Raw genomic sequence first — 13,652 nt, 5'->3', positions numbered from 1 at the left:
AGCGCACCCCACCAACCATCGAACGGAGTCTCTCTTGCTCACCCTCGCTCCCAACATCGACCTGCTCTACACCGAGGTCGGCAACGACCTGACCGATCGCGTCCGGGCCGCCGCCGCCGACGGATTCGACACCGTCGAGATGTGGGGGACCGCAGGCCGCGATGTGCCCGCGCTCGCCGCAGCGCTCCAGGACAGCGGCGTGGCGCTCAGCTCGACGCTGGTCCTGCCGCGCACGAACTTCGCCTGGCCCAACGCCGACCTCGAGGCCTTCTATGCAGGGCTGACCCAGACCATGGAGGACGCCCGCACCCTGGGCTGTCCCCGGGTCGTGGTCGGCACGGGAGCCGGCTTCGGCGCGATGAAGCGGCCGGCGCAGCAGGCGCGGTTCGCGGAGATCCTGACCGAAGGGCTCGATCGGACCGCCGAGCTCGGAGTCGCCATCGTGCTTGAGCCGGTCAACAGCCGGGTCGACCACCCGGGCGCCTTCCTCGATCACACCGAGTACGCCATCCAGGTGGCGCGGGCCGTCGGCTCGCCACGCCTCACGATCCTCTACGACCTCTATCACTCGATCACCCAGGGCGAGGACGTCGAGCGGACGCTCGCCGAGCTCTCCGGTCTCGTCGGCTATGTCCAGCTCGCCGACGTCCCCGGCCGAGGCGAACCGGGGTCCGGCACGGTCGACTGGTCGCGCCAGCTGAGGCTGCTGCGGGACTCCGGCTACGACGGGGTCGTCGGCCTGGAGTACGTTCCCACCCAGGACACCTCGGCCTCCACCAGGGCGATCAGGCAGGTGCTCGACGAGATCACCCGCTGACCGGTTCCGCCGCACCGCACGACCGGCGTGGCGGACCGCCGACCGCATCTCCGCGCGGTTCCCGACCCCCTCCCCGTGACGATGAAAGGAAGACACACCATGGTTAGCCTCCGCGTGGGCATGATCGGCATCGGCTTCATGGGCGCCGCCCATTCGCAGGGCTGGCGCACGGCGCCCGCGTTCTTCGAGCTGCCGCTCGAGGTCGAGATGGCGGCGCTCGCCGGCCGGGATGATGCCCGCACCGCGTCCGCCGCGCGCACCTGGGGATGGTCGGAGTCGACCACCGACTGGCGCTCGCTCCTCGCCAGAGACGACATCGATGTCATCGACATCGTCACGCCCGGCGACACGCATGCGGAGATCGCCATCGCAGCACTCGAGGCGGGCAAGCATGTCCTCTGCGAGAAGCCGCTCGCCAACACCGTCGAGGAGGCCGAGCGGATGGCGGCCGCGGCCGAGACTGCCGCCGCGAACGGCGTGTACGCGATGGTCGGCTTCACCTATCGTCGCGTGCCGGCCGCCACTCTCGCGCGCGACCTCGTTGCTGAGGGAGCGATCGGCGACGTTCGGCAGGTCCGCGCGACCTATCTCCAGGACTGGCTGGTGGACGCCGACGCTCCGCTCACCTGGCGGATGAAGAAGGAGCTCGCCGGCTCCGGCGCCCTCGGCGACATCGGTGCGCACGCCATCGACCTCGCCCAGTTCATCACCGGTCAGCGTCTCACCGCTGTCTCGGGAACGCTCGAGACCTTCGTGAAGGAGCGTCCCGTGCTTGCGCAGGGCTCGGGGCTGTCGGGCTCCGCGGGGTCGGAGCGCGGCGAGGTCACCGTCGACGACCTCGCACTGTTCAGCGGCAGGTTCGACGGCGGCGCCGTCGGCTCCTTCGAGGCCACGCGCTTCAGCACAGGGCGGAAGAACGCCTTCCGCATCGAGGTCGCCGGGTCGGACGGAGCACTGAGCTGGGACCTCGAGGACCTGAACGTCCTCCATCACTACGACCGCAACGCCCGCGGGGACCGGCAGGGCTTCACCCGGATCCTCGTGACCGAGCCCGAGCACCCCTACGCGGGCAACTGGTGGCCGGCCGGCCACATGCTCGGCTACGAGCACGGCTTCTCGCACCAGGTCGTCGACCTCGTGAACGCCATCGCTTCAGGCACCCAGCCGACGCCGTCCTTCGCCGATGGGCTCCAGGTGCAGCGCGTGCTGCAGGCCGTCGAGGGCAGCGCCGAAGCCGGCAGCGTCTGGACACCGGTCGCCTGACGGCGGCCGGCGATACACACCTCAGCCCAGGAACGAAGGAGACCCCATGGCGCGACCGATCACCCTGTTCACCGGCCAGTGGGCCGACCTGCCGTTCGAGGAGGTGGCCCGGCTCGCCGGCGAGTGGGGGTACGACGGGCTGGAGATCGCCTGCTGGGGCGATCACCTGGACCCGTGGCGGTGGGATGACGAGGCCTACGTGCAGGGCAAGCTCGACGTGCTGGAGCGCAACGGCCTGAAGGTGTGGACGATCTCGAATCACCTCAAGGGTCAGGCGGTGTGCGATGACCCGATCGATCAGCGGCACCGGGACATCCTGTCCGACCGGGTGTGGGGCGACGGTGATCCCGAGGGTGTCCGCCAGCGGGCCGCGGAGGAGATGCAGAACACCGCACGCCTGGCCGCGAAGCTGGGGGTGAAGACGGTGACCGGGTTCACCGGATCCTCGATCTGGAAGTACGTGGCCATGTTCCCGCCCGCATCCCAGGCGATGGTCGACGCCGGCTACCAGGACTTCGCCGACCGGTGGAACCCGATCCTGGATGTGTTCGACGAGGTCGGGGTCCGGTTCGCGCACGAGGTGCACCCGTCGGAGATCGCCTACGACTACTGGACGACGGTGCAGACGCTGGAGGCGATCGGTCATCGGGAGGCGTTCGGGCTGAACTGGGATCCGAGCCACATGGTGTGGCAGGACCTCGACCCGGTCGGGTTCCTCTGGGACTTCAAGGACCGGATCTACCACGTGCACTGCAAGGACACGAAGAAGCGCCTGGGCAACGGGCGCAACGGCCGGCTGTCCTCGCACCTGGCCTGGGCGGACCCGCGCCGCGGCTGGGACTTCATCTCCACCGGCCACGGTGACGTGCCGTGGGAGGACGCGTTCCGGATGCTCAACGCGATCGACTACCAGGGCCCCCTCTCGGTGGAGTGGGAGGACGCGGGCATGGACCGCCTCGTCGGCGCCCCCGAGGCCCTCGAGTTCGTCCGCAGGCTGTCGACGTACGAGCCGTCGGCGGCCGCGTTCGACGCCGCGTTCAGCACCAAATAGCGCGAGCTGCAACCGAACGGACGTGTCGCAACGGCGCACCGTTGCGACACGTCCGCACGGATGCGACACGCCCGGCGCTACGTGACCTAGCGCCACGGTCCGCCTCGCTGGACGCCGCGGGACTCCGACCCCGCGAGCCTCCGGCGTGGAAGGGAAGGATTCCCCGCTCCTCCCAGCGGTAGCCTCGGACCGGCGGAACCGCGGCGTTCCCCGGGGAGGCGGACATGGCGGCACGTATCGCAGTGGTCGGCGACGCCCTGATCGACGAGCTGCGGGACGAGCACGGCTCCCGGGACTTCGTGGGCGGCGCGGCACTCAATGTGGCGGTCGGCCTGCGGATCCTCGGCTTCGAGCCGACACTCATCGCCATGGTCGGCGACGACGAGGACGGCGCTACCATCCGCAGCTACCTCGACGACCACGGAGTGGGGCTGCTGGCGACACGCGCCCCGAACGGCTCGTCGCGCGCCGTGTCCGACCGGTCGGCGGGGAGCCCCGCTACCTGTTCAACACCGCCGCGCTCAACCGGCGCATCAACTTCGACGCCGCCCAGCGGACGGCTCTCGCCCAGGCGGACCTCGTCGCCGTCAGCTGCTTCCCGTTCGACGACCAGTTCCAGTCGGATGCCCTGGCGGAGTCGATCGCCGAGCCGGAACGGCGGCTCGTGCTGGACGCGAACCCCCGGCCGGGGCTCATCCACGACCTCGACCGCTTCGCGACGAACGCGAACCGCGCGAGCGCCCGTGCCGCGCTCGTGAAGATCGGCGACGAGGACGCGGAGATCCTCTACCGGTCGAGCCTCATCGACGCCGAGAACCAGCTGCTCGGGCTCGGCGCCTCAGCGGTGCTGGCGACAGCCGGGCGGCACGGTGCCGGGATCACCACCCAGGACCGCATCCACGTGCACGAATCGATCGTGAGCCTCCCCGGGCCCATCGTGGACACGATGGGCGCCGGCGACGCCACGCTGTCGGCGGTCGCCGCGGCGCTCCTGACCGAGGACGCGCGGGACGAGGACTTCTGGCGGCGGGCGCTGTCCCGCGCGATGGAGATCGCCGCGGCCACCTGCCGCGCCGAGGGTGCCCTGCTGCGGCTGCCCTGACCAGCAGGACGGACCGCGCGGAGCCGCGGAACCGCTCCCGGGACGGGCGCCGGCCGGAATACCGCCCCTCGCGCTCGAGTTGTATCCAGGAGCATCCCGGAGTGCGGTTCGCGGCCTTCCCCGTCCGCGCAGGTCCGGGTTGCGGTTACACTTGTCCGGGTCCCCCTGAGATCGGCTTCGTGCCTTTCCGCCTCCGCGCGGATCGGGGATCAATCGAGAGAACAGGCTGAACGGCTTATGGACAACTAATGAGCGACTCGAAATGAGTTCCTCTCACCGCTAACGGTCCTCCCTGTCTGGGTGGACCCCAGACAGGAGAAAATTGCCAGCCAAACCACGCGTGCATGAGGTCGCCAGTGACCTCGGCATCGACACGAAGGTCGCACTCGCCAAGCTCAAGGAGATGGGCGAGTTCGTCAAGGGGCCTTCGTCGAGCATCGAACCCCCGGTCGTCCGCAAGCTGAAGGCGCGACTCGAGGCCGAGGGCATCACGAAGGCGGGCGCAACGCCCGCCAAGGCGTCCCCGGCCCCCGCGCCGGCGCGCCCCGCAGCGGCGCCGTCCGCACCTTCGGCGACCCCCGCCCCCGCGCGGAGGCGCCCGTCGCTCCTGCGCCGGCCCCGCGCACTGAGGCTCCCCGCACCGAGACGCCGCGCAGCGACGCCGGTCGCAGCGCGGCCCCGCGCCCCGGTCAGCCCCAGGCCCCGCGAGCCGCTGAGCCCCAGCGTCCCGCCGAGCCCGAGCGTCCCGCCGCACAGGCGCCCGCCGCCGGCACGCCCGGCGCCCCGGGCGCGATCCCGCGTCCCGGCGCTCGCCCCGGCGCGCCCCGCCCGGGCAACAACCCCTACTCCTCCAGCCAGGGCATGCAGCGCCCCGGCGCCCCGCGTCCGGGCAACAACCCGTTCGCCGCCCGCCAGGGCATGGGCGCCGGCCCCGCGGGAAACATCCCGCGGCCCGCTGCTCCTCGCCCCGGCGCTCCCCGTCCCGGTGCTCCGGGTCAGGGCGCACGTCCGGGTGCTCCCGGCGCGCGTCCGGGCGGCGGCTTCCAGCGTCCCGGCGGCCCCGGCCGTCCGGCCGGCGCAGGCGGCGGCTTCCAGCGTCCCGGTGCTCCCAGCACCGGCTTCGGCCCCCGCGTCCCGCGGGCGGCGGCGGTGGCCGCGGCCGTGGTCCCGGTGGCGGCACCGCAGGTGCCTTCGGTCGTGGCGGCGGCAAGAGCCGCGCCCGCAAGTCGAAGCGCACGAAGCGCCAAGAGTTCGAGATGCGGGAGGCCCCGTCGCTCGGCGGCGTGAGCGTCCCCCGCGGCGACGGCAGCACGGTCGTGCGCCTGCGCCGTGGAGCATCCATCACGGACTTCGCGGACAAGATCGACGCGAGCCCCGGCAACCTGGTCACGGTGCTGTTCCACCTCGGTGAGATGGCGACCGCGACCGAGTCGCTCGACGAGGCGACCTTCGCGGTCCTCGGCGAGGAGCTCGGCTACAAGATCCAGATGGTCTCGCCCGAGGACGAGGACAAGGAGCTCCTCGAGGGCTTCGACATCGACCTCGAGCAGGAGCTCGAGGACGAGACGGACGAGGACCTCGTCATCCGTCCGCCGGTCGTCACCGTCATGGGCCACGTCGACCACGGAAAGACGCGCCTGCTGGACGCGATCCGCAAGACCAACGTCCTCGCGGGCGAGGCCGGCGGCATCACGCAGCACATCGGTGCGTACCAGGTGTGGACCGAGCACGAGGGCTTCGAGCGCGCCATCACCTTCATCGACACCCCGGGCCACGAGGCGTTCACCGCCATGCGTGCCCGCGGTGCCCAGGTGACGGACCTCGCGATCCTCGTGGTCGCGGCCGACGACGGCATCATGCCGCAGACGGTGGAGGCCCTGAACCACGCGCAGGCGGCGAACGTGCCGATCGTGGTCGCGGTGAACAAGGTCGACAAGGAGGGCGCGAACCCGGCGAAGGTCCGGCAGCAGCTCACCGAGTTCGGGCTCGTCGCCGAGGAGTACGGCGGCGACACGATGTTCATCGACGTCTCGGCGCTCGCGGGCACCGGCATCGACCAGCTCCTCGACGCTGTCCTGCTGACCGCGGATGCGGGACTCGACCTCCGCGCGAACCCGAACAAGGACGCGCGCGGTGTCGCCATCGAGGCGCGACTCGACAAGGGACGCGGCGCCGTGGCGACCGTGCTCATCCAGTCGGGCACGCTCCGGGTCGGCGACGCGATCGTCGCGGGCACGGCCTACGGCCGCGTTCGGGCGATGATGGACGAGAACGGCGAGACCGTCACCGAGGCCTGGCCGTCGCGGCCGGTCCAGGTGCAGGGCCTCTCCAGCGTCCCGCGCGCCGGCGACACCTTCCTCGTCACCGAGGAGGACCGCACGGCGCGGCAGATCGCCGAGAAGCGCGAAGCCGTCGAGCGCAACGCCCAGCTGGCCAAGGCCCGCAAGCGCATCTCGCTCGAGGACTTCACCCGCGCTCTCGAAGAGGGCAAGGTCGACTCGCTCAACCTCATCATCAAGGGTGACGTCTCCGGTGCCGTCGAGGCACTCGAGGAGGCGCTGCTCAAGATCGATGTGGACGACAGCGTGCAACTGCGCATCATCCACCGCGGTGTCGGTGCGGTCACGGAGAGCGACGTCAACCTCGCCACCGTCGACAACGCCATCATCGTGGGGTTCAACGTGCGCCCCGACCCGAAGGCCCGGGAGCGTGCCGCCCGCGAGGGTGTGGACATCCGCTTCTACTCGGTCATCTACGCGGCCCTGGACGACATCGAGTCGTCGCTCAAGGGCATGCTCAAGCCCGAGTTCGAAGAGGTCCAGTCCGGTGTCGCCGAGATCCGCGAGGTGTTCCGCTCCTCCAAGTTCGGCAACATCGCCGGTGTGCTCGTCCGGTCCGGCACGATCACCCGCAACGCGAAGGCCCGCGTCATCCGCAACGGCATCGTTGTGGGCGACAACCTGGCCATCGAGTCGCTGCGTCGTTTCAAGGACGACGTCACCGAGGTGCGTGAGGGCTACGAGTCCGGTATCGGTCTCGGCAAGTTCAACGACATCCAGATCGGCGACGAGATCGAGACGATCGAGATGAAGGAGAAGATCCGCGCCTGATGATGCGCAAGCGTCGGAAAGCGCGGGGTTGAGGAGCCGGCCCATTGGGCCCACAGAGCACGCTTGCTCTGGGGACTTGGGCCGGCGTCTCGAAACCTAGGTGCAGCACGATCCTGAAAGAGGGAGGAGCCCGGAACCATTGCCGTTCCGGGCTCTTCCCCTGTCCAAGGGAGGACCCATGGCCGACAACACCCGCGCCGCGAAGCTCGCGGACCGGATCAAGGAGATCATCGCCAAGCGCCTGGACCGGGGTCTCCGCGACCCGAGGCTCGGGTTCGTGACGATCACGGACGTCCGTATGACGGGCGACCTCCAGCACGCCTCCGTCTTCTACACGGTGTACGGCACCGACGAGGAGCGCGCCGACAGCGCCGCCGCGCTCAAGGCGGCGACCGGCATGCTGCGCACCGAGGTCGGGAAGAACATCACCGCGCGGCTGACGCCTAGCCTCGAGTTCATCGCGGACGCGATCCCGGAGAACGCTGCGCACATCCAGACGCTGCTCGAGGAGGCGCGCCAGCGGGACGAGGCATCGCGCCAGCTCGCCCAGGGTGCCGCCTACGCCGGCGACGAGGACCCGTACGTCAAGCCGCGCGAGCTGGGCGACGACGAGGACTGACCTCGGCACGATCACTACCGCTCGCCGCCGCGAAGACCGGGTGGCGATCCTCGCGACGGCAGCGGCAGCGCTCCAACGCTGTATCCGCGGCGGCGGCTCAGAAGAGCCGGCGCGAGCTTGGAGGAGCGCCGGCGACCGGGTGGCGTGTCGCCGGCGACTCGGTTCCCATCCTCCCCATCGCGCCGATCGCGCGACACGCCCAGTCCGGGGGACGGCCGAGAGCCGCTCTCAGCCGGCGGGAAGGATGATTCCTTCGCTCGTCCGCTCCGCCAGGCCGTCGGCGAGCAGGGCCTCCAGTGCGCGCCCGGCCTGCTCCGGATCCGGTGCCTCGGCCGTCAGGAGCTCCTCGTCGACGGGGATGGTCGCGGATCGGAGCCGAGCGAGGATCCGCCCGCGCGCCTCCCGGTCCGAGCCCTCGTAGCGCTTCTGCCGCACCCGCTGCGGCCCGGTGTAGTCGGGATAGCCCGCGGCCCGCCACGCGCAGAGGTCGGCGACCGGACACTCGTCGCAGCGCGGGGCCCGCGCCGTGCACACGATCGCGCCGAGCTCCATCATCCCCGCGTTGAAGGCCCGCGCATCGGCGCGAGGGAGCGGCAGGTGCTCCGCCATGAGCGCCAGGTCCCGCCGGGTGGCAGGCGGCCCGGGATCGGCCTGCCCGAGGACCGTGCGGGCGAGCACGCGCCGCACGTTGGTGTCGACCACCGGGTGCCGGTGCCCGTAGGCGAAGGCGGCGACAGCCCGTGCCGTGTACGGCCCCACGCCGGGAAGGGCGAGCAGGTCGTCGACGTCCTCGGGCACCCGGTTGCCGTGCTGCTCGGCGATCGCGACCGCGCAGGCGTGCAGGGCGAGGGCGCGTCGGGGATAGCCGAGGCGTCCCCAGGCGCGAACGGCCTCCCCGGGCGGGACGGCCGCGAGGTCGGCCGGGGTCGGCCAGCGCTCCAGCCAGTCCAGCAGCTGGGGGATGACCCGCACGACGGGCGTCTGCTGGAGCATGAACTCGCTGACGAGCGTGCCCCACGCCGAGAAGCCGGGCCGGCGCCACGGCAGGTCGCGGGCCGCCCGGGAGAACCAGTCGACGATCGCGGGCGCGAGGTCGACGGGCCCGGTCACCCGCTCAATCTACGTCGGGGCCCGCGCCCGTCATGGAGCCGGCGCCTGTCACGGCGCCGGGGAGAAGCGACTTGCCGAAAAATCCCGCTTCGACGCCGGTATACCGGGACTTTTCGGCAAGCCGCTCATGGGGAGGCGGCCTAGGCTGGCGCCATGGCACGCTGGGCTCCCGCCAAGACCGACATCCTCGACGAGCTGGTCTCCGAGGTCCGGCACAACTATCCGAACGGCCGGGTCGTGATCGCGGTCGACGGTGTCGACGGCTCCGGAACGGGGCCCTTCGCCGATGACCTCGCCGCCGCGTACGAGCGGTCGGGTGTCGCGGCCGTGCGCGCGTCCATCGACGCCTTCCTCGTCGCCGAGCCCGACGGTGACGCCGCCGTCCAGCGGTACTACGCCGACGCCTACGACTACACCGCGTTCCAGGAGGCGCTGGTCCGACCCTTCCGGCGCGAGCAGCCCTTCCGTGTGGCGCCGGGCGCCGACGGCCGCGAGCTGGCGGGCGATGCCGTCCTCGTGGTCGACGGCCCTCTCCTGCTGCGCCCGGAGCTGTCCGGCTCATGGACGTCGACCGTCTGCCTCTTCGTCCCCACCGCGGAGGCGTTCGCCCGCGTGGGGGTCCCGCCGACTCCGTGCGGCACCAGGCACAGGTGCTCTACCTGCACCGCGTGCAGCCGCGCGCGAAGGCCATCGCGAACATCGACAACACCGACCCGGAGCATCCGCGCCGCACCTTCAGCGACTCCTGCTGAACCGCCCTCGCGCCCGGCGCTGATCTGCGGCACGCTTCAGGAACGGCGTCGCCATGGCGGGCGACCCGCCGCCCCCGAGGATCGGAGCCCCCATGCGCACCCTGACCGCCGGCCTCTTCTGCTCCGTCGACGGGGTGGTCGAGTCGCCCAACCTCTGGCAGTTCGACAGCTTCGACGAGGAGCTCGGGGCGGAGCTGAACGGGATGATGACGCGGGTCGACACGGTACTGCTCGGCCGCGTGGGCTACCAGGAGTGGGCGAGCTACTGGCCGGAGGTCGGCGACTCCGACCCCTTCGGCACGTTCATCAACCCGGTTCCCAAGTACGTCGCCTCGCGGAGCCTCAGCGGGGAGCTCGACTGGGAGAACGCCCACCTGATCGACGGCGGGCTCGAGGACTTCGTCGCCGAGCTCAAGCAGACCGAGGGCGGCGAGATCAGTGTGGTGGGCAGCATCTCGATCGTCCGCCAGCTGCTGTTCGCCGGACTCCTCGACTCGCTCACCCTGATGGTCCATCCGGTCGTCGCCGGCACCGGCCGCCGGCTGTTCGAGCAGGGCGACCCGCTGACGCGGCTGACCCTCCAGCAGGGCCGCACCACGAGCGCGGGGAACGCGATCCTCAGCTACGGGCTGCGTCCCGCCTGAGCGGCATCATCCCTGCATCCTGGCCGCTCTCGGTAGGGTCCAGTCATGGAGGAGCCGCCCGAGGATGCGCCGGTCCTGCCTCACGGCTGGGTGCGCGTCGGCCGCTACCGCTGGTACACGGGGTGGGTGGCGCTGTCCTACTTCGCGACGATCCTGATCTGCACCTACGCCGCCCAGCTCACCCTCTTCCTGGGTCGGCATCTGCCGCTGCCGGTCGCCGTCGTGACGTGTGTGCTGCTCCTTGGTGCGGTCTTCGGCGGAACGACGCTCGTCCAGAATCTCCGATACCCCCAGCCCTGGGTCAACTTCGACACCGGTGAGTTCCGCTCGGGCCGTCGGACGGTTCCCATCGCCGCTCTGACGGACGCGACCCTGACAGCCGTCGCCCCTGTCCGCAAGAAGGAGCGGGCGATCACCCTCCGGTTCGGTGCGAAAGGCGGTCCCCGGGCAGTGTTCGTGCTGCGCGACAGCCGGAACCGGACGATCAAGAAGGACACGGCAGTGCTGCTGGCCGAGCTCCTCCGGCGCTCCTCGATTCGCATGCCCGAGTCACCTCACGATCCGACGGGACGCTTCGCGCGCTACAACTTCCCCGGCCACCTCGGCAAGGAGGACGCGGTCGCCACGGTGCTCGATCCTCCCGCCTGGGACGATCCCCTCCCGGTCGCGCAGTAGCAGCCGCCGCGCCTCTAGGCTTCCGGAGGAGGCGACGTGGAGTTCCAGGATGTGATCGAGGCCGCAGGACGGGCCGTCGATGCGGCAGGCGTGGTCGCCGTGGTGGCGGGCGCGATCATCGCGGCCATCCTCGCGGTCGCCCACCTGATCCGGCGCGAGAAGCTCGTCTACGGCCGCTTCCGCCGCTTCCTCGGCCGCTCAATCCTGCTCGGCCTCGAGCTGCTCGTCGCCGCGGACATCATCCGCACGGTTGCGGTGACGCCCACCCTCGAGAGCGTCGCGGTGCTCGCGATCATCGTGGTCATCCGGACCTTCCTCAGCTGGTCCCTCGAACTCGAGATCACCGGGCGCTGGCCGTGGCAGAAGAGCGGCGGGTCGGCCGACCAGGCGGAGGAGAGCTAGGTCTCCTTCCAGCCCCGTCCTCCGAGAGCAGCGGATCGGGTCCGAATCGCCCTCCCGCAACGGGGCCGGCTTCTCTACGCTCGCTCCATGGCGCTTCCGCATCCGGTGACCCGCTTCGTCGGGCGGACCCAGGAGCTCGCCGACATCCGGGCGGCTCAGGCGACCTCCCGGCTCGTGACCCTCGTGGGCCCCGGCGGTGTGGGCAAGACGCGGCTCGCCATCGAGGCGGCACGGACGAGCACGGGCGAGGACGAGCAGTGGTTCGTCGATCTCGCCTCGCTGACCGACCCCGATCGGGTCCTGCCCGTGATCGCGGACACCCTCGGCGCACCGGCTCACACGCTCGACGCACTGGCCCCGCGGATCACCGACCGCACGACGCTCGTCGTCCTCGACAACGCCGAGCATCTCGTCGGAGCGGTGGCCGCCGTGGCATCAGGGCTGCTGCTGCGGAGCCCGCGAGTGCGGATCCTCGTGACGAGCCGCGAGCCGCTGCGCCTGCCGGGCGAGACCGTCGTGACGGTCGCCCCGATGATCACCGCGGACGCACTCACCGTCTTCCGGGAGCGCGCCGCCGATGCCCGAGGCGGCGAGGCACTCGGCGACGAGGACGTCTTCGAGGAGATCTGCGAGTCCCTGGACGCCATCCCGCTCGCCCTCGAGCTCACCGCCGCCCGGCTCGACGTGCTGAGCGGTCCGGAGCTGCTCGAGGCCGTGCGCGAGGGAGGCGGCGCCGACGTGCGCCGGTCGGGGGAGGCGCGCCAGCTCAGCGTCGACAACGCCGTCCGCTGGAGCGTCGACCTCCTCACCCCCGCCCAGCGGGACCTGCTGGTGCAGCTCTCCCGGTTCGCCGGCGGCTTCCCCGAAGAGGCCGTGCTCGGCATCTGCGACGTGGACGACGACGATCCGTCGGCGGTGCTCGCTCGCCTCGTCGACAAGTCGCTGGTCGCGGTGTCCCGCGGCGAGGCGGGGGACCGGCGCTTCCGCCTCCTCGACGCGGTCAAGCACGCCGCGGCCGCGCTCGACCCCGGGGACCCGGAGTGGTTCGACCAGCACCGATCCTGGCTCGCCGACTTCGCGGCCCGCACGGGACCTCTCACACGCACGCACGCCGCGCGCGAGGTCAACGCGCTCCTCGACCTCCTCCGACCCGACCTGCGACTGGCCCTCGACAACTCGATCGCGGCGGGCGACCGGCTCACCGCCGTCCGGCTGGCCGGGAGCCAGGCGCACCACTGGTTCGTGCGCGGGCGCCTGCTCGACGGGATCGCTGACATCGACCGCGCGCTCGCCGTGCCGGGCGAGCTGCCGCCCCTCCTGGAGGCGGACACGAGCATCGGGCTGATGGTCCTCACCTACCAGACGGGGGATGCGCAGAGGACGTTCGAGCTGCTGGAGCGCGCCTACGAGCTCGCCGTGCGCACGGGCGACGCGACCATCCCGGCTGTCGCCCTCGCGCGGCGGGCCTACGCGACCTCGATCTTCGGCGACGGCGAGGCGGCGCGCGGGGACATGGCGGCGGCCGCCGCCTATGCGGAGCACGCGGAGGACTGGGCGCGCGCGGAGTTCCTGATGTGCGAGGGGCAGATGCTGCGGGCACTCGGCGAGGGAGAGCGCGCCCTGGCCAGCCTGTACGCCTCCCGGAAGCTGTCCCTCGCCATCGGCTACTCCTGGATGGCGGGTTCTGCAAGCTACGTCGCCGGCAAGGTGCTGACCGACCAGGGACGCGGCGCCGAGGCCATCGAGGAGCTCCGCGAGGTGACGACCACGGCGTTCGGAGAGGGCGACGGGGCGTCGACGCTCGCCGGCTTCCACCAGATGGCCGCCGCGTGCGCGCTGATCGGCCGCAGCGCGGACGGCGCCCGCATCTTCGGTGCCGTCGATCGACTGGGCACCCGCTACGGGTACAACCCCGTGGTCGCGGAGGGCGAGGACGCCCGCCGACTGAGGGACCTGGTCGCCGGCCGACTCTCCGATGGCGAGTACGAGCTCGAGTACCGCCGAGGACAGCGCCTCGAGTTCGCCGACCTCTTCCGCCTGCTGGAGACCCTGCCGGCCCGCGGGGTCTCCGCGTCGGCCTGACTCTGGCTCCTCGAGCGCGGAAAGC

11 protein-coding genes and 2 pseudogenes are annotated in these 13,652 nt (G+C 71.4%); 11 read left to right on the top strand and 2 right to left on the bottom strand.

The genetic code is table 11. The features are described 5' to 3' along the window. Positions 1-34: 34 nt before the first annotated feature. The 7 genes and pseudogenes from QUE51_RS17345 to rbfA all read left to right on the top strand — a co-directional run bounded on the left by QUE51_RS17345 (position 35) and on the right by rbfA (position 7,962). The gene (locus QUE51_RS17345; protein WP_286277563.1) at positions 35-817 is read left to right on the top strand and encodes a hydroxypyruvate isomerase family protein; all 783 of its coding nucleotides are present in this window, start codon (positions 35-37) and stop codon (positions 815-817) included. Between the two features lie 99 nt (positions 818-916). Beyond that, entirely contained in the window at positions 917-2,080 is a 1,164-nt protein-coding gene (locus tag QUE51_RS17340; RefSeq protein WP_286277562.1) for a Gfo/Idh/MocA family protein, read from the top strand. 46 nt (positions 2,081-2,126) lie between these two features. Next, positions 2,127-3,131 carry a sugar phosphate isomerase/epimerase family protein gene (locus QUE51_RS17335; protein ID WP_286277561.1) on the top strand — a complete coding sequence of 335 codons (1,005 nt, stop codon included), beginning with the start codon at positions 2,127-2,129 and terminating at the stop codon, positions 3,129-3,131. A gap of 224 nt (positions 3,132-3,355) precedes the next feature. Next, positions 3,356-3,502: pseudogene (locus QUE51_RS18320) on the top strand (PfkB family carbohydrate kinase); the annotation flags it as partial. 131 nt (positions 3,503-3,633) lie between these two features. Then, positions 3,634-4,233, top strand: a complete 600-nt coding sequence (locus tag QUE51_RS17330; RefSeq protein WP_350226794.1) for a carbohydrate kinase family protein — start codon at positions 3,634-3,636, stop codon at positions 4,231-4,233. A gap of 322 nt (positions 4,234-4,555) precedes the next feature. Next, a pseudogene (gene infB, locus QUE51_RS17325) lies at positions 4,556-7,343 on the top strand (translation initiation factor IF-2). 178 nt (positions 7,344-7,521) lie between these two features. Beyond that, entirely contained in the window at positions 7,522-7,962 is a 441-nt protein-coding gene (rbfA, locus tag QUE51_RS17320; RefSeq protein ID WP_286277560.1) for a 30S ribosome-binding factor RbfA, read from the top strand. Between the two features lie 228 nt (positions 7,963-8,190). Here the strand turns inward: rbfA and QUE51_RS17315 are convergent, their stop codons facing one another. Together QUE51_RS17315 and QUE51_RS17310 are read right to left on the bottom strand one after the other, a co-directional pair. Further along, positions 8,191-9,072, bottom strand: a complete 882-nt coding sequence (locus tag QUE51_RS17315) for an HhH-GPD family protein (RefSeq protein WP_286277559.1) — start codon at positions 9,070-9,072, stop codon at positions 8,191-8,193. Positions 9,073-9,290: 218 nt separating this feature from the next. After that, positions 9,291-9,413: a hypothetical protein gene (locus QUE51_RS17310; protein ID WP_286277558.1), complete on the bottom strand. Its 123-nt coding sequence runs from the start codon at positions 9,411-9,413 to the stop codon at positions 9,291-9,293. 503 nt (positions 9,414-9,916) lie between these two features. Here QUE51_RS17310 and QUE51_RS17305 point away from each other — a divergent pair. The 4 genes from QUE51_RS17305 to QUE51_RS17290 all read left to right on the top strand — a co-directional run bounded on the left by QUE51_RS17305 (position 9,917) and on the right by QUE51_RS17290 (position 13,627). Next, the gene (locus QUE51_RS17305; RefSeq protein WP_286277557.1) at positions 9,917-10,468 is read left to right on the top strand and encodes a dihydrofolate reductase family protein; all 552 of its coding nucleotides are present in this window, start codon (positions 9,917-9,919) and stop codon (positions 10,466-10,468) included. Between the two features lie 45 nt (positions 10,469-10,513). Next, positions 10,514-11,143 carry a hypothetical protein gene (locus QUE51_RS17300; RefSeq protein ID WP_286277556.1) on the top strand — a complete coding sequence of 210 codons (630 nt, stop codon included), beginning with the start codon at positions 10,514-10,516 and terminating at the stop codon, positions 11,141-11,143. Between the two features lie 36 nt (positions 11,144-11,179). Then, positions 11,180-11,545, top strand: a complete 366-nt coding sequence (locus QUE51_RS17295) for a DUF1622 domain-containing protein (RefSeq protein WP_286277555.1) — start codon at positions 11,180-11,182, stop codon at positions 11,543-11,545. 87 nt (positions 11,546-11,632) lie between these two features. Continuing rightward, positions 11,633-13,627, top strand: a complete 1,995-nt coding sequence (locus QUE51_RS17290) for an ATP-binding protein (protein ID WP_286277554.1) — start codon at positions 11,633-11,635, stop codon at positions 13,625-13,627. Positions 13,628-13,652 lie beyond the last annotated feature (25 nt).

The organism is Naasia aerilata (assembly GCF_030296595.1).
GTDB classification, from domain to species: domain Bacteria; phylum Actinomycetota; class Actinomycetes; order Actinomycetales; family Microbacteriaceae; genus Naasia; species Naasia aerilata.
The sequence above is the reverse complement of the archived record's forward strand: the minus strand, read 5'-3'. Positions and strand labels throughout refer to the sequence as shown.